General features: G+C 57.2%; 21 protein-coding genes and 1 pseudogene. 7 read left to right on the plus strand and 15 right to left on the minus strand.

What is annotated here, in order from left to right; translation table 11 throughout:
- Window positions 1-109: 109 nt before the first annotated feature.
- The 5 genes from ACVWZJ_RS11805 to ACVWZJ_RS11825 form a co-directional block, all read right to left on the minus strand.
- A complete protein-coding gene (locus tag ACVWZJ_RS11805) occupies window positions 110-514 on the minus strand; it encodes a universal stress protein (RefSeq protein ID WP_011433838.1) in 405 nt (134 codons plus the stop codon).
- A 215-nt stretch (window positions 515-729) separates the two neighbouring features.
- A complete protein-coding gene (locus ACVWZJ_RS11810; RefSeq protein WP_011433839.1) occupies window positions 730-1,473 on the minus strand; it encodes an alpha/beta fold hydrolase in 744 nt (247 codons plus the stop codon).
- A 237-nt stretch (window positions 1,474-1,710) separates the two neighbouring features.
- Window positions 1,711-3,291, minus strand: coding sequence for a chlorophyll a/b binding light-harvesting protein (locus ACVWZJ_RS11815; RefSeq protein ID WP_011433840.1), 1,581 nt, complete (start codon window positions 3,289-3,291; stop codon window positions 1,711-1,713).
- Window positions 3,292-3,338: 47 nt separating this feature from the next.
- Window positions 3,339-3,848 (minus strand): flavodoxin FldA, encoded by a 510-nt coding sequence (gene fldA / locus ACVWZJ_RS11820; RefSeq protein WP_011433841.1) that lies wholly within the window; start codon window positions 3,846-3,848, stop codon window positions 3,339-3,341.
- Window positions 3,849-3,921: 73 nt separating this feature from the next.
- A complete protein-coding gene (locus ACVWZJ_RS11825) occupies window positions 3,922-4,956 on the minus strand; it encodes a chlorophyll a/b binding light-harvesting protein (RefSeq protein WP_011433842.1) in 1,035 nt (344 codons plus the stop codon).
- 390 nt (window positions 4,957-5,346) lie between these two features.
- On the opposite strand from ACVWZJ_RS11825, the gene ACVWZJ_RS11830 reads away from it, so the two are divergent.
- Both ACVWZJ_RS11830 and ACVWZJ_RS11835 read left to right on the plus strand, forming a co-directional pair.
- A complete protein-coding gene (locus ACVWZJ_RS11830; RefSeq protein WP_011433843.1) occupies window positions 5,347-6,579 on the plus strand; it encodes an imelysin family protein in 1,233 nt (410 codons plus the stop codon).
- Window positions 6,580-6,624: 45 nt separating this feature from the next.
- Window positions 6,625-7,998, plus strand: a complete 1,374-nt coding sequence (locus ACVWZJ_RS11835; protein WP_011433844.1) for a di-heme oxidoreductase family protein — start codon at window positions 6,625-6,627, stop codon at window positions 7,996-7,998.
- Here the strand turns inward: ACVWZJ_RS11835 and ACVWZJ_RS11840 are convergent.
- Window positions 7,995-8,669, minus strand: a complete 675-nt coding sequence (locus ACVWZJ_RS11840; protein WP_011431398.1) for a Fe2+-dependent dioxygenase — start codon at window positions 8,667-8,669, stop codon at window positions 7,995-7,997. The genes ACVWZJ_RS11835 and ACVWZJ_RS11840 overlap by 4 nt on opposite strands.
- 133 nt (window positions 8,670-8,802) lie before the next feature.
- On the opposite strand from ACVWZJ_RS11840, the gene ACVWZJ_RS11845 reads away from it, so the two are divergent.
- Window positions 8,803-9,690 (plus strand): TVP38/TMEM64 family protein, encoded by an 888-nt coding sequence (locus ACVWZJ_RS11845; RefSeq protein WP_228375352.1) that lies wholly within the window; start codon window positions 8,803-8,805, stop codon window positions 9,688-9,690.
- On the opposite strand, the gene ACVWZJ_RS11850 is transcribed toward ACVWZJ_RS11845, so the two are convergent.
- Window positions 9,687-10,019, minus strand: coding sequence for a cupin domain-containing protein (locus ACVWZJ_RS11850; RefSeq protein WP_011433845.1), 333 nt, complete (start codon window positions 10,017-10,019; stop codon window positions 9,687-9,689). The genes ACVWZJ_RS11845 and ACVWZJ_RS11850 overlap by 4 nt on opposite strands.
- Window positions 10,019-10,795 (minus strand): SAM-dependent methyltransferase, encoded by a 777-nt coding sequence (locus ACVWZJ_RS11855; protein WP_011431400.1) that lies wholly within the window; start codon window positions 10,793-10,795, stop codon window positions 10,019-10,021. The genes ACVWZJ_RS11850 and ACVWZJ_RS11855 overlap by 1 nt, the downstream gene beginning before the upstream one ends.
- Window positions 10,796-10,806: 11 nt before the next feature.
- Between ACVWZJ_RS11855 and ACVWZJ_RS11860 the strand changes: the two are divergent.
- A pseudogene (locus tag ACVWZJ_RS11860) lies at window positions 10,807-10,923 on the plus strand (IS630 family transposase); the annotation flags it as partial.
- Window positions 10,924-11,037: 114 nt separating this feature from the next.
- On the opposite strand, the gene ACVWZJ_RS11865 reads toward ACVWZJ_RS11860, so the two are convergent.
- Window positions 11,038-11,700 carry a DUF3386 domain-containing protein gene (locus tag ACVWZJ_RS11865; protein WP_011431401.1) on the minus strand — a complete coding sequence of 221 codons (663 nt, stop codon included), beginning with the start codon at window positions 11,698-11,700 and terminating at the stop codon, window positions 11,038-11,040.
- Window positions 11,701-12,026: 326 nt separating this feature from the next.
- On the opposite strand from ACVWZJ_RS11865, the gene mutL reads away from it, so the two are divergent.
- Window positions 12,027-13,775 (plus strand): DNA mismatch repair endonuclease MutL, encoded by a 1,749-nt coding sequence (gene mutL / locus ACVWZJ_RS11870; RefSeq protein WP_011433846.1) that lies wholly within the window; start codon window positions 12,027-12,029, stop codon window positions 13,773-13,775.
- A 36-nt stretch (window positions 13,776-13,811) separates the two neighbouring features.
- Window positions 13,812-14,663, plus strand: a complete 852-nt coding sequence (locus ACVWZJ_RS11875) for a vitamin K epoxide reductase family protein (RefSeq protein WP_011433847.1) — start codon at window positions 13,812-13,814, stop codon at window positions 14,661-14,663.
- On the opposite strand, the gene ACVWZJ_RS11880 is transcribed toward ACVWZJ_RS11875, so the two are convergent.
- From ACVWZJ_RS11880 to ACVWZJ_RS11900, 5 genes are all read right to left on the minus strand, one after another.
- Window positions 14,639-15,709 (minus strand): GGDEF domain-containing response regulator, encoded by a 1,071-nt coding sequence (locus tag ACVWZJ_RS11880; protein WP_457396169.1) that lies wholly within the window; start codon window positions 15,707-15,709, stop codon window positions 14,639-14,641. The genes ACVWZJ_RS11875 and ACVWZJ_RS11880 overlap by 25 nt on opposite strands.
- 90 nt (window positions 15,710-15,799) lie before the next feature.
- Complete coding sequence (gene btpA, locus ACVWZJ_RS11885) at window positions 15,800-16,687, minus strand: photosystem I biogenesis protein BtpA (RefSeq protein ID WP_011433849.1); 888 nt, start codon at window positions 16,685-16,687, stop codon at window positions 15,800-15,802.
- Between the two features lie 31 nt (window positions 16,688-16,718).
- Window positions 16,719-17,864: a quinone-dependent dihydroorotate dehydrogenase gene (locus ACVWZJ_RS11890; protein ID WP_011433850.1), complete on the minus strand. Its 1,146-nt coding sequence runs from the start codon at window positions 17,862-17,864 to the stop codon at window positions 16,719-16,721.
- Window positions 17,865-17,991: 127 nt separating this feature from the next.
- Window positions 17,992-19,293, minus strand: a complete 1,302-nt coding sequence (locus tag ACVWZJ_RS11895) for an O-antigen ligase family protein (RefSeq protein WP_011433851.1) — start codon at window positions 19,291-19,293, stop codon at window positions 17,992-17,994.
- Window positions 19,293-19,676, minus strand: a complete 384-nt coding sequence (locus ACVWZJ_RS11900) for a 2Fe-2S iron-sulfur cluster-binding protein (protein ID WP_011433852.1) — start codon at window positions 19,674-19,676, stop codon at window positions 19,293-19,295. The genes ACVWZJ_RS11895 and ACVWZJ_RS11900 overlap by 1 nt, the downstream gene beginning before the upstream one ends.
- Before the next feature lie 197 nt (window positions 19,677-19,873).
- Between ACVWZJ_RS11900 and ACVWZJ_RS11905 the strand changes: the two genes are divergently transcribed.
- Window positions 19,874-20,317, plus strand: a complete 444-nt coding sequence (locus ACVWZJ_RS11905; RefSeq protein WP_011433853.1) for a phosphomannose isomerase type II C-terminal cupin domain — start codon at window positions 19,874-19,876, stop codon at window positions 20,315-20,317.
- Window positions 20,318-20,367: 50 nt separating this feature from the next.
- Here ACVWZJ_RS11905 and ACVWZJ_RS11910 read toward each other — a convergent pair whose 3' ends face one another.
- Complete coding sequence (locus tag ACVWZJ_RS11910; protein ID WP_011433854.1) at window positions 20,368-22,749, minus strand: M48 family metalloprotease; 2,382 nt, start codon at window positions 22,747-22,749, stop codon at window positions 20,368-20,370.
- Window positions 22,750-22,862: the final 113 nt, after the last annotated feature.

Below are 22,862 nucleotides of genomic sequence, written 5' to 3' on the forward strand. Positions count from 1 at the left end.
ACATGGCCGGCACTGCGTTTTTAAAGGGCGTCGGCTACGGTCGGCGCTATCCTTCCCCGCCCTGAAGGACGGGGCTTGCCGCGCCTTTTGGTCAATGGGATCCCTCTCCTCAGGGCACGACCAACACCGGGCAGGGGGAGAGATCGATCACGCGGTGGCTCACGGAGTTGTTCTGCCCCTCTCCAGATAGGGTGAGGCCGCGGCAGCCCATCACAATCAGGCTGATCTCCAGCTCGTCTGCCACATCACAGATGACAAAAGGTACCTTCCCCTCTCGATACTCACTCTTGACGTTGCTAAGGCCGATTTGATGCAGGCCAGACTCCGTTTGCTTAAGCAGGTTGTGGATGTTCTGCCGGGCTTGCTCGGCTCGCTCCGGGTCAAGCTCCGTATCATCCAGCACAGAAAGCAAATACACTTGGCTCTTGTAGCGCTGTGCTATGTCCGCCACCAAGGGCAAGGCGTGGCTGGTTTCACGCGAGTTATCGATGGGAAAGAGCAGTTTGTCGAACATAGCCGAGGATTCCGCGGTCAAGCCCATTCCCTATCCAAGTTGGGGGCTTGCCCTATTCTATCAATTTTACCGGGAGCTCAATGGCCTCATTCCACCCCTGCCCGTTTTCCTGTTGTCAGGGGCTCCACCTGGGCTGCTTCGCCCTAGCTGCAAACGGAGCTCCTCTGCTGTTTGGATGAGTAGCCATTCTATCATCCCGCGAAAGTCCAGCCGCCCTAAGCCATGCTGGGCTGAAGTTTACGCAATTCCTGCCAAAAATCCATTATTTTCAGATTGACCAAACTTGGAAAAGAATGATGAAAAAAGTGTCGCCCCCCAGGGCAAAACCACATTTGATCCCCTGGCTTTAGGTGGTTTCTCCACTTCTCGAGCGAAGCAGGATCCACAATGGGGTCATCCTTGCTGGCGCAAACCAACATCGGCACCGACACTTTCTGGGCTGGAATCGCTATCACCTGAAATAGGGAGTGAGGTATGGGAGAAGTATCCAAATCTTTAGCCAGAGCATAGGAGAGTGAGCGTGCTCGCCACTGTTCTGAAGTAGGTAGAAGGCTCTGGGCTATACGCACCAAGAGTTGTTCCCGACTCCAGCAAAAGATTTTTCGCTGCACATAGAAATGGGCATGCCAAGTGGTAGCAGGCCAACCTCCCACGGCCAGCAAGGTCAGAGACTGTACCCGCTGTGGGTAACGGCAGGCAAAAAGATAAGCGGCCACCCCGCTCAAGCCGTGGCCGATAAGATGAACGGGTCGATCCCAAGCTTTGAGATATTCGTATAGCAGCGTGATTACAGTCTCCAGGCTACAAGGCTCATCCTGGGTTTGGTGGTACTCCCAGTAGGCTATCCGAAAGCATTTCCCCAGGGATCCTAATAAAGGCTGATCAAAGAGCTTGAGACTGGGAGAAATGCCCAGATACAGGGCCTCAAAAGCGAGCGCAGAAGCGGAGCTTAAACTCATATTCGCTATTCCATCTCGACTGTTAAAACCATCAAGGCTGCTAGCCAAACAAAAGATCTACAAAGTCCAGTAGCCAGAAACCAACCGGCAAAGTGCGGTTGAACCATGCAATTGTGAACAGTGCAATTGCCATTGGAAAATGCGGCCCAAAGGATCCGAGCCGATCTGGATAGAGGAGAGGGGACAATACCCCTCTCCTTTCTGCAGATCCCCGAACCAGGGAGCCTCAAACCTCATTCACAGCCCAGGCAAAATCTGGGCCAACACGTCCGCACTGTTCAGGAGCATGTAGGCAAACAGGGCACCGCCAACGCCGCCCACCAGAAACCCTCCCGCCAACTGGCTCCAGCCGGCACGGGTGCGCAAGTTTTCGGGCAAGTCCTCCGATCCTGCCGGTACTCGCACCGGCTGAGGGGATCCCTGCGATTCGGCCATCAGTTGCACGCCCGGCGTCGGATAGGCCACCTCGCCGTAGGGGGTATTGACCACTGCCACCAGCCGCGAGCGAGGAAAGGACACCCGTCCGTAAATGGAGAGACAAACCGTCAGGATCAGCACCAGGCCGATGGTCGCCAGCGTCCCTGCCGTCAGGGCCTGCTCCGAATTCCGCAGCGGACTCAACTTGTAAAACGGCCCCACCAGGAAGTACCCATGAGCCATGCCGATCTCCAAGCCGCGCAAAAAAGGAGAGAGGCCCTCCCGGTAGATGGGCAGGTTTTGCAGCAGCAGCAGGGTGAGATCGCCCCGGTTTACCGGCGTGTCCAAGTTGCCCACCTGCGGATCTGTGGCTCGCACCCAGCCCCCGTGCTGGAAGTCAAAGCCGCTGGCCGCCGCCCGCGCCCGGATGGCATGCCAGATGTGCCCCGCCAAAAACAGGATCCCCAAGACAAAGTGGGCTGTAGCCAACCAGGTACGGCTGCTCACCACACCCATCTCGTCGGCAGCCAGCCCCAGCGGCCCGTAGAAAGCCACCGGATAGGCGATCTCGTTGACGCTGACAAAATAGGCCGCCAAGATGCCCATGTAGGCCAGGGCCCCCAGGCTGTAGGAGAGGTAGGCTTCGCCCGAGTAGATCAGCACCTGCTTGGCCCAGGCAAAGGGCCGTGTGGCTATGTGCCACCATCCCCCCAGCACACAGAGCAGGCCGACATAGATGTGCCCTCCCACCAGATCTTCCAGATTGTTCACGGCGGCCATGCCCTGCTGACCCATGAGCGGCGTCAGGTAGGCAAAGATCCGCAGCGGATTGAGGGTGGGATCCGCAACGATCCGCACGCGGCCCAGGTTGGCATCGTACAGCCCTCCCCAAAAGAGAGCCTTGGCCACCAGCAGCCATGCACCCAGCCCCAGCAGCAGCAGGTGGATGCCGAGGATGGTGGTCATCTTGTCGTCATCTTCCCAGTCGTAGCCGAAAAACTCGGCAAAGGTTTTCCCCTTGCTCAGCACCTCTGGTCCCAAAAGGGCATGGAAGATCCCTCCTGCCCCCAGCACTGCCGAGGCAATTAGGTGCAGAACGCCCACGACAAAAAAGGGATAGGGATCCGTAACCACCCCTTCTGCGTTGACGCCGATGCCCAAGCTGGCCAGATGGGGCAACAAAATCAGCCCCTGGCTGTACATAGGTTGATTTGGATCCCAGTGGGCCACCTCGAACAAGGTCATGCCGCCGGCCCACAGCATGATCAGCCCCGCATGGGCCACGTGGGCCCCCAGCAGCTTTCCGGATAGGTTGAGCAAACGAGCATTCCCTGCCAACCAACTGACCTGAGGGGATCCCTCAGCAGAAGTAGGCGATGAAGATAGAACTGCGCCGGTCATGACAAACTCCCACAGTATCAATGACAAGTTAAGAAGCCGGGTTTGAATTACAGATTGAAGAGCGTTTTTAGTTTAGCCGTCCACTCTTTAATTCGTTTTTCCGTCAGCTCTGGTTGGTTATCTTCGTCCAGAGCAAGGCCGACAAACTCACCGTCAACCACTCCCTTAGACTCGTTGAACTCGTAGCCTTCTGTAGGCCAGGAGCCGACATTTTTGCCGGCACGCTCGGCAATTTTTTTGGCCAGGATCCCCATGGCATCTTGAAAGTTGTCGGGATAGCCCAACTGATCCCCAACTCCAAAGTAGGCTACCGTCTTACCGGAAAAATCGATCTCATCCAAATTTGGGAAAAAACCATCCCAATCAGCCTGAAGCTCCCCAATATTCCAAGTTGGACAGCCGATGATTAAGTAGTCGTACTTCTCAAAGTCCTCAATGCTGGCCTCGGCAATGTCAATTAAATCTACATTGTCTTCGCCCAGCTCTTTTTGAATCATCTCGGCAGCTCTTTCGGTATTTCCGGTTTGAGTGCCGAAAAATAGACCTATTTTTGCCATTGCTCCTACCTCGAAACTGCAAGTGCGAAGCTCAAAATCAGATGGCTAGATAGTCAATGCCTTCAGCGTGCCGTTAGGCCTGCTGTGCAGCGAGCTCTACTCTGCCGGTACGGAAATTGAATCCTCGGGCTTTCAGGGCATGGAAAAGGTGGCCCTGAAGGAAGAAAAAGGCCAGCCAAAAGTGGGCATTGGCCAGCCAAACCCTAGACGTGAGAGCCTCTCCTTGCTCAAAAAAGGGATAGCGATCCAAGCCCACCTGCAGCAGCGGCCCATAGAAAACTTCGGGATAGACCACTGGGTTAACGGCAACGAAATAGGCGGCAATAAATCCCATCAAGGCCAAAGCTCCCAAGCTGTAGGAAAGATAAGCTTCCCCAGACCAGATAAAAATCCGTTCTGCCCAGGCAAAAGGCTTGGTCGCGATATGCCAAACCCCACCTGACACCAGGAGCAAGCCCAGCCAGAGGTGGCCGCCCACCACGTCTTCTAAAGTGTCCACCCCGGCGATCCAGTGGCGCCCTTCTATGCCCAACAGGTGGCCAAAGGGGTTCCAGTTGGGAGACACCAGGCGCACCTCTCCTGCCACCGGGTCGAACAAGCCGCCAAACACCACTGCCTTGAGCACCAAAAGCCAGGCTCCCAATCCCAGCAGCACCAGGTGGATCCCTAGGATGGTGGTCATCTTGTTTTTGTCTTGCCAGTCGTAGCTAAACAGGGGAAAGGCTTTGGGATCCAGCACCGCCGGCCCGCGCAGGGCATGAAAAATGCCGCCAAACCCCAAAAAGGCAGAGCTGATGAGGTGGATCGCTCCCACCGCAAAGTAGATATCCGTATCCAGGACTTCCCCGCCGGATCCCACCCCCAGCCCCAAGCTGGCCAGGTGGGGCAAGAGAATCAGCCCCTGCTCATACATCGGTCGGCTGGGGTCAAACTTGGCCAACTCGATCAGGGTCATCGCCCCTGCCCAGAGAACGATCAGCCCGGCATGGGCCACATGCGCCCCCAGCAGCCGGCCAGAAAGATCGGTCAAACGGGCGTTGCCCGCCCACCACGGGATCTGTTGTTGCGAGCTAGATCCCCCTTCTTGCTTGAGTGTCGTCGCTGTCATCTCCGCTCCTCTTGCGTTTCTAAACAAGCTTTTCTAGGAAAAGGCCAGAGACCTTGCCCCAGGCCCGCCTCTGGCCGCACGGACACATCCTTTCGAGACACGTAACCAACTGTTGAGAGTAAATCTCAACAGCGAGCTGTGACCTACTCTAGGCTTCTTGCAAACAAATATCAATGTCTTTAGAGTTAAGTTTTGTTAAGAGTCGGACTTGTATCCGCCCATAGCCCCACCTGGGGAAGCTGCAGATGGAAGCTGGCCCGCAGAGGGACGAGCCGGGCGATCCGGTGGCAGCCGGTGATAAAAATCTCTCCCTTCTTAAGATTGAGTCGCAATAGCTGGATTACAATCAAGCCAAAGTTGGCCAAGTCGAGGGCAAAGGAGTCGGAGGAGATGTCGAGGTATCTGAAGCTGTGGACGGGGATAGGGCTTTATGTTCTGGTCAGCGGGGCCGCTTGCGGGGAAACCCAAAAGGATCCCTCGGCTGCGGGCGGCGGGGATCCACCGGCCCTGAGCCAGGCTTCGCCTCAGCAGGCAGCTCAAATGAACCCGGAGTGTCGGCCTATCCCGGTGGATGGCGGCGGCGAGGGTGGGGAAGAAGGGGCAGGCTCTCGCCGGCCAGCCGTTGTGCTCTCTCCTGAGCAGCGGTTTCAGGATCGGCAGATTTTGCTCGACTTTGCCGATCAGGTGGTGATCCCTGCCTATGAGCAGTTGGTCGCCGATACCCAGGCCCTGTCTCAGGCCATCCAGGCCTTCGTGCAAGATCCCAATGCCCAGACTTTGCAAGCGGCTCGCCAGGCTTGGTCTGTTGCCCGCATCACTTGGGAGGAGAGCGAGGCTTTTGCCTTTGGGCCGGCGGCTTATTTGGGGCTGGATGCGGATTTGGACGAATGGCCCCTGAACGAGGTGGAGGTGCTGGAAGTTCTCAACAGCGGCGATCCCCTCACTCCAGAGACCGTGGCCGAGTTGGAAAGCGGGCAAAAGGGATTTCATGCCGTGGCCTTCTTGCTCTTTGGCGTGGATAACAACAAGTCTTTGCAAGACTTTACCGAGCGGGATCGGGAGTACTTGGCTGCCCTTGGCCCAGTTTTGGCGGATACGGCGGCAAAGCTGCTCAAAAGCTGGACAGAGGGAGTGCAAGGGCTGCCTGCTTTTCGCGAAGAATGGGTAAAAGCCGGCGAGGGCAGCAAGAGTTATCTCACGCTGCAAGCTGCTGCTGAAGAAATAGCCCAAGGTATTCTCGGCATGTTGGACGAGCTGGGCAAGGTCAAAATTGGCGAAGCCTTCGCCCAGCAAAATCCTTTTCTGCTGGAAAGTCGCTTTGCCCACCATTCGCTGCCGGAGTTCCAGGCCAATGTGCGCAGCGTTCAGTATGCTTACTTGGGCGGATTTAGAGATAGAAAAGGTCGTGGCCTGAGCCAATTTGTCCGGGACATCAATCCCAATTTGGATAGTCAAATTCAGTCGGAGTTACAAGCAGCGGCGGCGGCTCTCCAGGGGATCCCTGCCCCTATCGAAAAAAGCCTTTGCGATGCCAATGCCCGTGGATCTATTACTGCCGCTATGGAAAAAATTGAAGACGCTTTCGACAGCTTTGCTCAGGAAGTTGTGCCGCTCCTGCAGTAGTAAGAAAGTCCCAAAAGAGCTGAGTTGCCGATATTTTGATAGCCGATGCGTCGTCTTCTCCAGATTTTCATGCTGGGATTGGCCTCTCTTTGGGCGGCGAGCTTTCTGGCTTTCCCCGCTGCCCCAGAGGGATCCCAGCCATTGCCCCCTCGAGCGGGTGGCGAAACAACCCTTTGGAACCGCACCTCAACAGCCTACGAGCAGCCGGCTCCCAACTTGGATCCCCGCTGGGCCAGGTTGCATGCCCTGGGGGACATCGCCTTTGAGGCTCGCTTCGTCACCGCTCCGGCGCCTGTTAACCCCGGCCTTGGGCCTCTGTTCAACAACAACTCCTGCGCCGGTTGTCATGTTAAAAACGGCCGAGGTTTTCCTGACAAGGGGCAGCGGGTCGTCAGAGTCAGCCAGGTTGGATCCCTGGATAGAAGCGGGGATCCCCAGCCTTTTGGATGGGAGGCCATTGCTCCTCATAGCAACACTCCCCCTGTGGCCGGCATCGGCACGCAGGTTCAAGAAAAGGCCGTTCGGGGCTATCGGCCAGAGGCCAAGGTGGAGTTGCACTGGGTAGAGCAGACCAGAGAGTACGCCGACGGAACTCCCTACAGGCTGCGTTCTCCTGTTGTAAAGCTGTTAACTCTGGAGGGATCGCCCATCGATCCTGTCCTCATCTCCCTGCGGATCCCCCAGCCGGTGTTTGGAGCGGGCCTACTGGAGGCCGTTCCCGCTTCTAGGATCCTGGCAGCAGCCGATCCTGACGACGCCGATGGGGATGGCATCTCTGGCCGCCCCAACTTGGTTTGGGATCAAGAGCAGCAGCGTCTGGTGCTGGGACGGTTTGGTTGGAAAGCCAATACCCCCAACCTCAGGCAACAAACTGCGGCCGCCTACGCCAACGACATGGGTGTCACGAATCCTCTTTTTCCGGCCGCGGATGGCAGCCAAGATATCGACGAGGCCACTCTCCAAGCGACAACCGTTTACGTGCAAACCCTGGCCGTGCCTGGCCGCGCCCTTTGGCAGGATCCCCAAGTTCAGCGAGGGGAAAAGCTCTTCGTCCAAGCCCAATGCGCCAAGTGTCACCGACCAGAGCTACAAACCGGCATTCATGAGATCCCTGCCCTGGCCAACCAAGTCATCCACCCCTACACCGATTTGCTGTTGCATGACATGGGCGAAGGACTAGCAGATGGCCGCGCTGACTTCGAGGCCACGGGCCGAGAATGGCGCACCCCCCCTTTGTGGGGCATCGGCTTGTCGCAGACAGTTCTGCCCTCCTCCGGCTATTTGCACGATGGCCGCGCCCGCAGCCTCGAGGAGGCCATTCTCTGGCATGGGGGAGAAGCTGAACGCTCCCGCGAGATCTTTAAAAATATGGCTGCTGAAGACAGAGAAGCCCTGCTCTATTTTCTTCGATCCCTCTAGAGCTCTGCCCATTTCCGCAGCAGGTTCGCGTAAACTTTGGAGATCAAATCAAAGTGGCGTGTCTTGCCCGATTCCTGAAACATCTGCTGCCGCACAGTCTGTAAATCAAAGAGGATCTCGCGTTCTTGCGGATCCCTAATTAGGCTTTGAACCCAACTGACGGCAGCATAGCGGATCCCACGGGTTACAGGCTCAACTCGGTGCAAGGTGGAAGCAGGATAGAGGATCAAAGCACCCGCCGGCAGCTTGTAGGCTTGCTCCCCCTCGCTACTCTCGATCTTCAGCTCACCGCCATCATAGTCTTCAGGGGCACTTAGAAATAGCGTAAAGGAAATATCCGTGCGCATCAGCTGATGCCGATCGAGCATCAGCGCATCGTCGGTATGAGTGCCATAGGACATTCCCGCTTCGTAGCAGCTAATTAAAATGGAATGAATGAGCTTGGGCCGGGCAGCCATCTGGAACAACAAATTACGCTCTAGAGCTGCCAAGATAATCTCCTCTATCTTCCGTTGCTGAAGGGATCCCTTTGGCATTTGCCTATTGTTTTTGACAAGCCTGGCATTCCAGCCTGCCGTCAGAGCACCATCCACAAATTCAGCATCGGCTATGAGGGACAGAATCTGTTGCAATTCTGCTAAACTAAGAACATCGCCAATACACAAGATCATTATCAACCTCTAAAAAGCAAAATACATGACACCTTCTACACTAGCAAAACAAGCCTTATGAAAATCATGCCTACTTCGAGCATCCCTCGGAAACCTTAAGCATCTAGCAGAGAAAGTAGAGATCTTTTGCCCTATGCAGCCACCTTCTGGTATTCGACAAAAAGAGCTCTGCGAGCTATTGGGCTTAGACTACAAGGCTGTTGCCACCGAGGCAAAGCGTCTGGGCTTGAGCACACATGCCTATCTGCAACAGAAAACAGGTTGGATCCTGAAGGATGAACTCTATTATCCGCCCGGCACTACCTTTGACAAGTCAGCAGATGGCGAGTCAGTAGGATCGTCCCCTACCCCCTCAGAGGATTTGTCCTCTAGCAGCAAAATCAATTCCAGAAAAAGGAAAGACATCCTCTCACTGCTGTTGTTGCTTGTTGTCCTGTTAGCTGCCATCTTGCTGGCCCGTCGCTTAGATCCAGAGGCAACTCGAGAATTTATAGCAAAACTAGGCCCCTGGGCACCCCTTGCCCTGATTGGATTACGCTCCCTGAGTATTATTATTCCTGCCATACCCAGCACCCTTTACTCCATCTTGGCAGGAGCCCTCTTTGGATTTGGATCGGGAATCCTTTACATTGCAATTGCTGATTTTATCTCTTGTACACTTAACTTCTACCTAGCCAGAAAGTTTGGTAGAGACCTAGTACAGCGAGTAGTTGGGCGACAATGGATGTACAAAGTCGATGCCCTTTCAGCTAACTATCTGGAAAACAATATTTTTCTTACAGCTGGTTTTTTAATGACGGGCCTATTCGACTTTGTCGCCTACGCCGCCGGCCTAACCCAAATAAAATGGCAGAACTTTCTTCTCGCCCTAGCTTTGGGCATTGCCGTCTCTACACCCCCAGTAGTGGCTCTGGGGGCAGGGATCCTAGAGCAGGGAAGGTGGCTGCTGGGCTTTGCTTTGCTGGGAATGTTTGCTTTGGCGATGTTAAGCGGCTGGCTGAGTAAAAGGCGGCGTTCTTAACTTGCCTTTGATAAAGTCAGAACAAAAGCAAGGTCAGCAGTGGCTTCTAACTCATGGGGAACATTTGCCGAAATTAAGACAAATATGCCCGGAGATAGAGAGATCTTCTCACCTGCAAGGGTTAAGACTCCAGTTCCTTCAATGACGTGGAGAGTAGCGTCCCTTGTGGAGGTATGCTCGGAAATACTTGTGCCTCCCGCCATACAGAAAAGAGTATGTTGGCAGACTTCACTTTTCCAAATGATCTTGCTGAGAACTCCTTCCACAGAATAAGCAATGTGATCTTTGAGCTGCAAAAAAGGTGACTCAGGGGAGACAAGAGACATCATTAAGCCTCCTTCTTGGCAATCAGTATGATGTAGCCTAGGTTATTTCGATATCGGCTAAAGATTTGCTTCATAGATAAGATCCGCTGCCGGATTACAGGACGTGTAAGCACATTCCACACCATAGTTAAGAGCGTCGGCAATCCTTCCTCTGTAGCAATAGCAACGGGATTGAGCAAAGTTAAGGGGCCGGTGGCATACTGGACAACCGTAAGATTTGCTTGCTGAACAGTTGCAAGCCAGCTGTCAGTAGATAAAGGATTGGCATTGACATGGATTACGGAGGATAACTCCTTGCGGATAGCGTCGCTGTTGGATCCCTCAACTCGCAGCTCATGGCTGAGGAACTTACCCCCTGGCTTGAGGCAATTGTAAATCCCTGACAAAATCTTAGATTTTCCTGCATCGGACTGCATTGTTAAAATAGCTTCCGCCAAGACATAGTCAAATTTCTGATCGATTTGATCTAGGTGAAAGATATCGCCCTCGAGGATCTCAACTTGGCCGGCTAGCCCTGCTGCAGAAACATTAGCGCGAGTGCGAGCAATGTTATCTGGATTTTTCTCAATGCCGGTAACATGTATGCCATAGCGCTTTGCCAATCGAATAGCCGTGTAGCCAAGGCCTGAGGCAAGTTCCAGCACAGTTTCTCCTCGACGGAACTCGGCAAACTTGAAGAGCCGTTCGGTAGCGCCAAAGCCCCCCGGTCGAAGTGCCTTTTTACCTGCCGCAGCCAGTACCTGGTGTCCAGGTGCATTTTTTAAGTCCAGCTTAGACATAGGTAACTCCAAAGCTTTGCAGAATTGGGAAATATAGCATGGAGCAGATAGTGAAGACTTCTTTACTACTGATCAATCCATCCTCCTTCCGAAGTTGGTTTGCTAAGTGCTGCTATTGTACCCCTTGAGTCCTTGACAGGCTGTACCCTGTGGCCATCTGTTTTGAGCTTGGCTGTGAGCAACTCATCACCTTCTATAATGAGAGATGCCCACAGCCGCAAAGAAAAACTTATTTTTCTCAGCTATTCGAAAAATCGAATATTAGAGAAGAGGAAAAGTTGAGGGGATGAACTTTTTTGGCCATCCTGCTCTTCCCAAATTCTTCTCTCAACCAGAATCCAATACCGACCTATTTTTTGATAACGATCTTCGTAGATCATCTTTGCTTGAGTTTTTTCTCCAGTTCCTGGGCTACAATACTCAGCAGTGTAGTGAGTGGGTAGGTAGCCCTCACCTGTATCGTAAAACTCTTGAACTGAGACTGTAATTGTCCGATTGGCAAGATGGCGATGTACCATTTGAATGTGCTTGCCCTGAACCCAGTACCTATCGGTAGAAGATAAGCCCGAAACAAGAACTTCAGTGATGTCTGAATTTTGTGGCTCTCCATAGGCAAAGGTGTGGCCACCGTGTTCCTCGTCGAAGGAATGACGAACGCGATGCACCATGACTTCCCACATCTGTTCCCGTATTTTCTGGCGGATCTCCTCGTCCTCGACGCCGGCAACATCGATCTTCATGTTGCGGTCAATACTCACAACTCCTGAGAAGGAGAGGCTGCTGTCACCTTCTTTGGGAAAGTAGGTTATCTCAGCTCGGTAGCCAGGAAAGTCTTTGTCCCAGGTGTAGCGATTCTCAAAAGCCTCCTTGAATAGCTCTCGGGCCGGAGCTTGCTGTGCTGCCATAATCTCCTCCTTAATGAGAAATTTTACTATTTAAATCCTAGTAGAGGCTGATGGCTGGCCTTGGGATTTTAAGGTTTCCTTATGACTGGCCACCCGCTCAGCTCTCTTGTTCTCGAAATTTCTCGAAGTTCTTGGCGGTTACCGATGGGCAGGAAGGCGGAACCTCAATCCTTCACTTGGCCTGAGGGGAGCCTTGAAGTTAATGAAAACCATTGGCAAGGCGCTGTCCACTGGCAACAGAGGGAGAGAGCTAAGCTAAAGCTCGGCGCTGTTGGCCTTTTGGCGACAAGCTGGCAGGAAGAGAGTCTGCTTTCTCAACTCACTCCATGTCCAAAATCCAACCCCTGAACCCAGAGCGGATCGCCCAGATGGCCGCGGGAGAGGTGATCGACTCGCTGGGGGCTGCTCTGCGAGAATTGCTGGAAAATGCCCTCGATGCTCAGGCCACCCGCATTCAGGTGGAGATCTGGCCCAGCCGCTGGCAGGTGCGGGTGGCCGATAACGGCCAAGGGATCCCCGCTTCGGAGCTGGAGCAGGTGGCCCGTCGCCACACCACCAGCAAGTTGGACGGTTGCAGCCTGGGGTTTCGGGGCGAAGCCTTGCACAGCCTGGCCCGGCTGGGATCCCTGGCTATCCAAACCCGCCACGTTTCTGATGCTCACGGCTGGCTGGCCGCCTACGACCGACAGGGGGAGCTGATCCACAAGCAGCCGGCAGCCACTGCCTTGGGAACGGTGGTCACGGTTGCGGATTTGTTTGCCGACTGGCCTCTGCGCCGTCGGGCCTTGCCCCAAACTCGCCCGCTCCTGACCCTGGTGCAGAATGCAGCCCTAGCCCATCCCTGGGTCAGTTGGCAGGTGCATCAGGAAGGGCAATTGCTGCTCAGCCTCTGGCCGGGAAAATCTCTGCAAGATCTGCTGCTGCAGGTGTTGCCGCAGGTGGATCCCACGGATCTGCGCTATCGGCGGATCCAGGATGGGGATAGCGATTGGGAAGTGGTGCTGGGCCTGCCGGATCGCCTGCATCGCCCCCACCCCGATTGGATCCGTGTGGCCGTAAACGGACGGTTTGTGCAGATGCCCGACTGGCAACGGCTGATCCAGTCGGTTTTTCACCACGCGTTGCCTCGCCACCGTCATCCACTGGTGGTTGTTCACCTGCGCCTGCCCCCAGAGCAGGTGGATTGGAACCGTCATCCTGCCAAAAGCGAGCTCTACCTGGAGAATCTGACGGCCCGCCAGGAGCAGTTGCGCCAACACCTGCACTCCCTTCTGCAATTGGGATCCGGGCAAGCCAGCCGCCGCTCTGTGCATCTGATCCGGGCCAGCGAGGCCAAGGTGGTCTATCGAGTCTCGCCCGATTTTCAGAGCCATCTTCCTCCCTCTGACCGCCCAACTTCTCCCTTGCCTCCCCTCAGGGCGCTGGCCCAACTGCATCGGATCTACATCTTGGCGGAGCATCCCCAGGGGCTATGGCTGGTGGAGCAGCACCTGGCCCACGAGCGAGTTCGCTACGAGTACATCCGGCAGCATTGGCAACTGGTAGCACCGGAGACGCCCATAACGCTGCAAGGACTATCGCCCCAAGCCCTGGAGCGGTTGGAGCAGTTGGGGCTGGAGCCAGAACCCTTTGGCCCCAATACCCATCTCATTCGACGCATCCCTCTGGCTTTAGGGTCGGAAGATCCGGAAGAGGTACAGGGATCCCTGCTGGAGCTCAGTGGTTGTCAAGATTTGCAGGCAGCCCAGGTAACAGTGGCCTGTCGTGGCGCCCTGCGCAACGGGATCCCGCTGACCCTGGAGCAGATGCAAAAGCTGTTGGAAGCTTGGCAGCGCACCGCCAATCCCCACACTTGTCCCCATGGCCGACCGGTGTACCTGGCCCTGGCAGAAAGAGATCTAGCCCGCTACTTCCGCCGCCGTTGGGGTCTCTGCGACCGGCCTATCTCCGACTCCAAACTGGGATCCCTGGGGGAGCTGGATCCGCTGGGAGATAGGTTTGCCGCCCAGGTGCGGCGCTCAAGCGGCTCTTCTGCGTCGGAGCCCACGGACGAGGCCAGTTCTGCCCCACTATAATCGGGGGTGTCCAACTGCTGAAACCCCTGAAACGCCATGGCTTCTTATCTCAAACTCAAAGCCCAAGAAGAGACCTGGCTGCAGCGCCATTCCCGTCTGATCTTGGCGATCCTGGCCGGCCTGGGATCCCTGTTGACGGCCTATCTCACCTACACCAAGCTGACGGAGCAGCCCGCCGCCTTCTGCACTGGGGATGGAGGGTGTGACCTGGTGCTCTCCAGCCGTTGGGCAGAGTTTTTGGGGATCCCGACAGCGGCTGTTGGCCTGCTGGGGTTTCTGGGAGTCTTGGCGCTGGCGGTGCTGCCGGATGGGCTCCCATTGGTGAAGCGGTGGCGCTGGCCGGCCCTGTTTGGCTTGGTTTCCGCCATGACCGCCTTTGAGATGTACATGCTTTACCTGATGGTGGCAGTGCTACGGCAATTCTGCATGTACTGCACCACCGCGATCATCTTGGTGGCGGGGCTGGGGCTGGTGACCGTGCTGGGCCACCGCTGGCTGGATGGGGGCAAGCTGGCCTTCAGCTACATTCTGGTGGCCTTTCTCACATTGGTGACCACGATTGGGGTGTACGCCAACCAAGTTCCCCCGCCTAGCCCCCTGGCGGTAGGGTTAGCAGCCCACCTGCGGCAGATCGGCGGCACCATGTACGGGGCCTATTGGTGCCCCCATTGTCAAGATCAGAAAGAGCTGTTCGGGGCAGCTTTCGACCAAGTGCCCTACGTGGAGTGCTCCCCCAACGGCCCCGGCACTCCCCAAGCTCAAGAATGCACAGAAGCGGGGATCACCAGCTATCCCACCTGGATCATCAATGGCCGCACCTACACAGGCGTTCGCTCTCTGGAAGCCTTGGCGGTGGCCTCTGGCTATCCGCTGGAAGAGGGCAGATAAACCCCTGGAGTCGGGATGAGGATGTGAACTCGGTTGCGCCCTGCCTGCTTGGCCTGGTAGAGCGCGCTATCCGCCTGCTGCAAGGCGGTTTCCGGTTCTGGGCAGTAGTCTTCGCTGAGCACGATCCCACCGATGCTGATGGTAACAGGCAGGCTGCGCTTGGGGGAGATGTCAATGGGCCGTTTGGCGATAGCCTGCCGCAGAGACTCTGCGTAGCGACCGCAGCGGGGGGGGCTAAGCCCGGGCGTAACGCAAACAAATTCTTCCCCACCATAGCGGTAGAGCAGGCTGGAGGGCCGCAGTTGATTTTGCAGCCGCCCGACGATGGCCTGCAGCACACAGTCGCCAATGTAGTGGCCGTAGCTGTCGTTGACCTGCTTGAAATGATCCACATCCATCATCAGCAGGCAGAGATAGCGGTAGCGAGCCTCCCCGCGGGGCCCCACCTGCTTGAGCAAATGGGGCAGCGCCTGATCCAGAGCTCGCCGGTTCAACGCCCCGGTCAAGGGATCCGTCAAAGACAAAGACTCCAACAACTCATTGCGGGCTCGCAATTGCCGGTTGGCCTGGGCCAAAGCTTGGGTGAGCCGCTGGAGACGTAACCCTGCCCGCACCCGCGCCCGCAGCTCCTCGGGATCGACCGGCTTGGTGATGAATTCATCCGCCCCCGCATCCAGCCCCTCTACCCGAGCCTCAACTTCAGAACGGGACGTGAGCAAAATGAAATAGACGAACTGCCCTGCTGCGGATCCCTTGAGACGGCAACAGAACTCTACCCCCGACATCTCAGGCATGACCCAGTCGCAGATCACCATGTCGGGCCACTCGCTCTCTTCCAAGCTTTGCAAGGGATCCCAAGCTGCTCGGGCGCTTTCCCAGCTTTCCACGTAGTACTGAGAGCCTTTGAGAACATTGATAATGTAGCAACGAACCACTGGGTCATCATCAACAACCCAAATGCGGGGGGTGCGAGCCGGAACAGAGCTCCAAAAGGCTTCTTCTGCAGGCCCAAGAGCCGAACCAGAAGGGTGGTATACAGAATCCAAGCCCTCCAGATCAAGGGACGACATAGTCTGATGACATAGTCTAAAGAGGAGCGCTCCATTGCAGCCAGATCCCAATCCTAGCGCCAACGGCTAGTTGGAACCAGAGCCGGGAGCGGCCAGACAAGCATGGTTGGAGGCCCGCTCACGGAGCGCAAGGTGCAGTGCTTCCACAAACTGCCGCACCCGAATCGGGTCGATCATGGGAAAGGGATCCGAATAGCCTGCCGGCATGCCTGCGGAACGGGAAGACCGCTTCAGAGAACTGGCCACAATTACTCCATCTGCCCGCCGGATCAGGCTGCCGATGTTTTCAGCAGTAGCCCCCGAGCCGATGAGCAGCGGCACCTGAGGAGCAACTTTGCGGGCCAGCTCCAGCTCCTCCAGAAGGGGTGGCTTGCCGGTGGCCCAACCGGAAAGGATGATGGCATCGGCCAGGCCGCGCTCCACCGTGTCGGTAATAGCCGCATCCAGGCTGATGGGACTTAGGGGTTGAGCGTGTTTCACCAGCACATCGGCGAAAATCTTGATATTAGCCCCCAGCTCCCGGCGATAGCGCAGCAGGCGGTAGGCATTCCCCTCGATAATGCCTTGGTCGGTCACCATCGCCCCGCAGAGCACATTCACCCGGATGAACTGCGCCCCCACGCAGGCGGCAATTGCCAGAGCACTGCAGCCATCGTTGCGCAAGACATTGATCCCAACCGGCAGCGAGACCAGGGTTTTCAGCCGCTGGACGATGACGGTCATGGCGCTGACCACCGCTGCGTCCACCCGATCCTTGGCAAAGGGGGCATCGTAAAAGTTCTCGACAAGGATCCCGTCTACCCCTCCTGCAGCCAGGGCAGTAGCTGCCTGTTCTGCCTGAGCGATCACCCATTCCAAGTCCCCCCCCCAACGGGGTGAGGTGGGCAGCGGCAACAAATGAACCACCCCAATGACCGGATGGGGGGTTTTGAAGAGGTGTTGCAGCAGGTTCACCGGCAAGCTTCCTCAGGGATCCCTAACGATCTTACGCCTGGATCTGACCCACAGGGGTATTCTCTGGGGGAAGTGTAACATCAGGGCTGGGGGGAGAAGAGCGGGCTAGGCCTCGGAGCAATTGCGGCACCATACCCGGCCCTTCGTAAACCCAGCCGGTGTAGACCTGCAGCAGGCTGGCTCCCGCTTCCAGTTTCTCCAAGGCGTCGGCCAAGGTGAAGATGCCCCCCACTCCGATGATGGGCAATTTTCCTTGGGTGGAGCGGTGGATGTAGCGGATGACTTGGGTGGAACGCTCCCGCAAGGGGGCACCGCTGATCCCGCCGGCTTCTGCAAGGATTGGCCTAGACTCCGCTGGTGCGAAGGGGATCCCGCGGCCAGGCAGGAAACGGGTTTTCAGGTTATCGCGGCGGAGGGTGGTGTTGGTGGCCACGATCCCGGCCAGTTGATGGTCTTGGGCCAGCTCCAGGATGCTGTCGATGTCGGGCCAGTCCAGATCGGGGGCGATCTTCACCAGGAGGGGTTTTCGCTTCTGATTTTCCCGCTGTAAGGCAGATAGGATGGGCTCCAGTTGCTCAGCAGCCTGCAGGGATCGCAGCCCCGGCGTGTTGGGGGAGCTGACGTTGACCACAAAGTAGTCCCCCAGATCCTGGAGCAGCCGGAAGCTGGCCAGGTAATCGGCAGCCGCTTCTTCCAGAGGGGTGATTTTGGCTTTGCCCAGGTTAATTCCAATGGGGATGGGACGTTGCTGTAGCCGGCGCAACCGTTCCGCCAGAGCCGCCGCCCCTTGGTTGTTAAAGCCCATGCGGTTGAGGGCGGCGCGATCTTGGGGCAGTTGAAACAGGCGAGGTTTGGGGTTGCCCGGTTGGGGCTGAGGAGTGATGGTGCCCACCTCTACAAAACCAAATCCTAGGCTGGGCCAGACGCCCAGAGCCAGGCCATCTTTGTCGAAGCCCGCAGCCAATCCAAGGGGATTGGGAAAGGTAAGGCCCCACAGCGACACCGCTAGCCGGGGATCCCGGTAGCAAAACAGTCGCTCCAGAGCCGATAGGATCCCGGTGGCCTGGGTGGCATCGATCCAATGCAAGGCGCGCAGCAGGCCCATCTTGACCGCTTCCGGGTCGGCTCTCAGCCCAGAAAAAAGCAGAGGCCACAACACATCTCGGTACAGGTTCACCACAAGGATTTCCTACGGGTGGGAACCCATGGATTTTGGATTTACTGCTAGGTCAAGAGTCATTCCCTATTGCCAGGCAGCGCCGACGCCCATGGTGGGGCATTCAACCGTGACCCCCTTGGGAAAGCTATCCCAGATCTTGGTTGCATTGGCCCTTTGTCGAGCGCTGCTCGAGGCTGGCTCCCCAAACTGCCCCCAACAGCAAGGTTACCAACAGGTGGATGCGGCCATCCAACATCACCACATCCAAAAGCCCTGAGGCAAAAAACGCCGTCAAGGCCAGCAGCATCCCCAGCAGGACACTTTCTTGAGAGCGCCGCCAAGCATGCCATCCCCGCGCCAAAATCCAGCCCCACAGGATCAGATGGCCCAGCAACAGCGGGATCCCACCCTCGGCTGCCAGGTGTAGGTACAGATTGTGGCAATGGCCCAGCAGCTCCGGCGGCTCCTGAGCATTATAAAGGGCGGCAAAGCTCTGCCAGCCCCAGCCCGTCAAAGGCCGCTCTCGCGCCATCTGCAGGGCAAAGTGCCAGGCATCCAGACGGTTAGCGGTGGAACTAAAATGGAGCGCCTGGGGATCGAAGGTGTCTGCCAGACGGCTCCAAATCAATCGGGGCACTACGGCCCGCCAGCCCGGCCAATCCCAAGCAGCAGCCAAACCAGCCAACCCTATGCCGACCAAGATCCCGATCCCCCACCAACAGCGCCGCAGGGCCAGCCCCATCATCAGCGCCAGCCCCCCCACTCCCCAGCCGTTGCGAGAGGCTGTCAGCAGCAACAAGAGGGATCCCAGCCCCAGCACAGCTCCCAGCCCTACTGCCTGTGGCCAGTCTCTATCGGCTCGATCCAGCCACAGCCCTGCCGCCAAACACAGGTGGATCACCAGGTAGATGGCCAGGATATTGGGGGAAGTAAAAGCTGCCGCCGGTCGCTCTCCCCCGGCAACCCCCGTGATCCAAACCGGCCCCAAGAAGAAGTGCCCCTGCCATTCCCACAGCACTTCTCCCCAACCCAAAAGCAGCATCAGCCCGCTGCCCAACACCAACATCTGGGCCAAACGCCGACGGCCTACAGGATGGAACTCCGTCCCGCTACCGCGAGAGGCCAGCGCATCGGCAAAGGCCGGCAGCATCAACAAAAAAGGCCAGTAGTTGAACATCCCCGGCAGGCTCAGTCGCCAATCCTCCCCCCAAAAGGCCACTCCCACCGCAGCCAGGCTCAGGAGAGCCGCCAGTCCAAATAGAGGATCCCGCAGGATCCGGCCACCGCAGCGGGTATAACCCTGAATCGTTCCCACCAAAGCCAACAGCAAGCTGGGGGCTAGATTCACCGGGATCAGCGCCGCTGCTGCCAGCAGCCAGCCCCGCGGTTGAGAGGGCAAGGGATCCGGCGACAGTTGTTGAGATGAAACCGGTGCCGAAGAAGACATCACTCATCCTCGATGGGGATCCCTGGCCTGACCTGCCCCTGGCCGAAGTAGCGCCCAAATTGCAGCTCGTACACCTCATCCTCATCCTGGGTTTCTACCCACAGCTCCGAGCGGGCATAGCCCACGCACAGCAGCCCATACCCCTGCTCCTTCAGCTCCCGCGAGATGCCCATTGCCTCCGGCTGATACAGGGATCCCCGCCGTACCCGCACCGCACAGGTGGTACAGGCGCCGTTGCGACAGGCAAAGGGCAGTTGGATCCCTTGGGCCTCGGCGCTGGCCAAAATGTATTGATCCGCCGGCACCTGGATTAGATAGTGAGTGTCCCGTTGGCGGTCATGGATGTGAACCGGGTAAGAAGGGACAGAAGAGGAAGAACGCATGGGGAAGTGGCCTTTTTGCAGAGCAGAAATCTTTTTCATGATTCCACAGGATTTTAACCACTACCCCACCAAACCTGAACCGGCTGGGGATCCCCAGGAGCTGAAGCCGATCTGTTGGTGGTTCTAAAGATAAACAAACAGACTTCGAGTTGGTTGTTGAGATAAGCTACAGGTAGGCCTCCCAAGGAGAGCATCCCATGCTGGAAACCCCCAATGCCAATCTGGCCTCACCGGAAAAACCTTCGCCTTCCCTCTCTGCCGAAACCCTCAACAAGCTGATCGAGAGCAATGCTGAAAGTCGGCCTTGGGGGAGCTTTACAGTGCTGGAAGAGGGCCCTGGCTACAAAATCAAGCGGATCGTGGTTTTGCCCAAGCATCGCCTCAGCCTGCAGTTGCACTACCATCGCAGCGAACACTGGATCGTCGTTGCCGGCACCGCCAAGGTCACCTGCGGAGATGAAGAAAAGCTCATCACGGCCAACCAATCCACCTACGTGCCCCCTTGCACCAAGCATCGCCTGGAGAACCCTGGCGTCATCCCTCTGGTGATTATCGAGGTGCAAAACGGCCAGTACTTGGGCGAAGACGACATTGTCCGCTTCAGCGACGACTACGCCCGGGTTAACGGTGGGCAAAAGTAGCCAATCCCAATGGCCTAGGCGAGCTCTTCGCTGCTGAGGATCGCGATCCTCTAGAACAGCATCACCAGCAGGGCAACCACTAACAACAGCACAGCCCACATAGCCTGCCAGAAGGGATGGTAGCTGGTGATGAGCTGGCCATGGCGGCTTTGAAAGCGGGCCAGATCCAGGTAAGGGGCCACCCCCCGTCGGAACCACCCCACCGCGGATCCCTCTTGGCCGATTACCCCCCCTGCCTGGCGCGCTCCAAACAGGAAGTTGCCCAGCGGCCCAAAGCGGGAAGCATAGCGCAGGAAGATCATCCCTGTCTCATCCTGGAACTTGAGATCGGAGCCGAAGCGATAGCCCGGATCCCCCCGCCCGATCACCCGCCCCTCCAACTGCATCGGCAACCCGCGCAAGGGGCTGGCGTAGGGATTGCTCATCGCCTTCAGCACGGTCAACGCCGGCGGGTTTTCCAGACTGGGGTACATCACCGTCATCTTCAGCAGCAGGCCCAAGCCCACCCCCATCAGGGTCAGCCCGGCAAACATTTCATAGAAGCCCACCTGCAAGGCTGGGATCCCGAGCAGCGCCCCCACAATCGCCCCCAGCCACTCGGCGTTCAACAGCAGTATATCCAGCAGAAAGTTCCCGTAGAGCTGTTGCCGGTTGAGCTGCTTGCCCTGGGCAACCACGCTGGCCATATCGAACTCCACCGGCAGATCCAGTTGCTCCGCATAGGTGCTCAGCGCCCGTACCCGTTTGCCCGTGAGGGGATGGGTGGAGTTCAGCTCCATCCACCAGGCCCAAGGGTTAAACAGATCCCACAAAAATACCCTGCCCACCTGGCCGGGATCCGAGGCAACCCGGTAGGCCGTCCCTGCCATCACCGCCGCCTTGGCATCGTAGATCCCCAAAGCCCGCGTTCCTTCCAGCAGGCGAGCACTGCGCTGTCGGGTTTCCTCATCCTGTTCCCGCTCTCCCTCTTGCACAATGCCGTAGGCAATTTTCACCAAAGCCCGCGAGAGCCCATTGGGGTTGCCGGTGGTTTCGGCAGCAAAGTGGTCGGCAAAGTACTCCCGCACCCGCGACAGATACAGCAACAAGTAGGAGCCGGCCACATAGAAAAAGTAGGCGACCAAGGCCAGGGAGCGGAGGCTGCCTCTTTTGCCGTTGTCGCGCGCATCCCGCATGTAGACGTAAAGAAGGTAGAGAATCTGCACCAACGTGGAAGCCAGGGTCATGACGGCGAAATCCCAGTGGATCACATGCCCCAGCTCGTGGGCGTAAACTGTAGCCACCTCCTCATCTTCCAAGTAGGTGAACAACCCTTCGCTGACGACGATGCGGGCCGTGTCCGGCAGGCTGCCGTAGGTAAAAGCAGTGGGGTTTTGGTCGCGGATCAGCCCCAGCTTCGGCTGCTTCAGCTTGTACTGGCGGCAAACCCGTTGAATCACCTCTGCACTCTCTGGGCTGCGACGCCCAATTTCCGCCAAGCTTACCCACTCGGTGCCATAGAGGCTGTGCTGGATCCAGTCCATCAGCCAAGGGGACAAAAAGAAGATCAGGGCATTGAAGGCGAGGGTGAGCAGAATGGCGAAGATGAAAGAGCCCAGAGAGAATCCCCCCTCTAAGCTGCCCAAGACGGTCAGGAAAAGCACAAACACCATACCGAACAGCAGGCTCAGGGTCACACCTGAGGCCGCCGTCAGGTTGCCGGCAAAGCTGGCCAACATTAGCGAAACCCCCACCTGAGGGGCGCGGTAGCTGCGCTTGGTTTGTCCGGTTTTGAGACCTGAGGTGGCGGGATCCAATTCCGCTAGGGTGCGGCTGGGGTTGAAGCAATAGCGGCTCAGCCAAACGCTCAATAGACGCAGCTCGTGAGGATTCAGGCTTTTCAGAGGCTCCAGCCACAGGGCTGCCTCCACCGACAGCATCACCGTCGAGACGGTGCTGGGATTGCGAAACAAGGTGGGCAGGAGGGGCAGAACCTCCTGCTTTTGCCCAGAAGTGAGGCTGTGAAAACCCAAAACCGCCTGGCGGAGCAAACCAGGCGGCTGAGGAAGGTCGGCAGTAAGCAACTGGCGATTGCTGACAAAGCAGTAGCGGCTTAGATCCGGACTCTCTGAGAACTCCATCCCGGGATCCCATCTGGTCGTTGTCGGCTCCGGATCCAGCCTCACCTGAGTTTTCCAGTCGGCAGCCTGCTGGCCCATGGGGCGGCTGTAGAGGGCCAACCGTTTGACTTGGGGGTAACGAGTGGGGATTGCCTTTTGGAACCAGGCCGTCAACTCCTCATAGTTGAGAGCAAGGCCGGCAGGACGGTTGATCATAATGACAAGGGCATAAGCCTTGGGGCTGTCCCGGAGCGGTTGGGCTTTGGCCTGTAATCTAAGGTGGGGATTGGCCAGCGCCTGCTCCAGCCACTGCACCACTTCCTGTTCGTTCATGGCCCTCTCCCGGATCTAGTGGGGTGAAGAAGATCAACTATTCATCAACCATTCAACTGTTGCCTCGGTTGCCGACTGCCGATTGGCCTCACGGGAGCTATTCTGGCATTTCC

Source organism: Thermostichus sp. OS-CIW-29 (genome assembly GCF_054058195.1).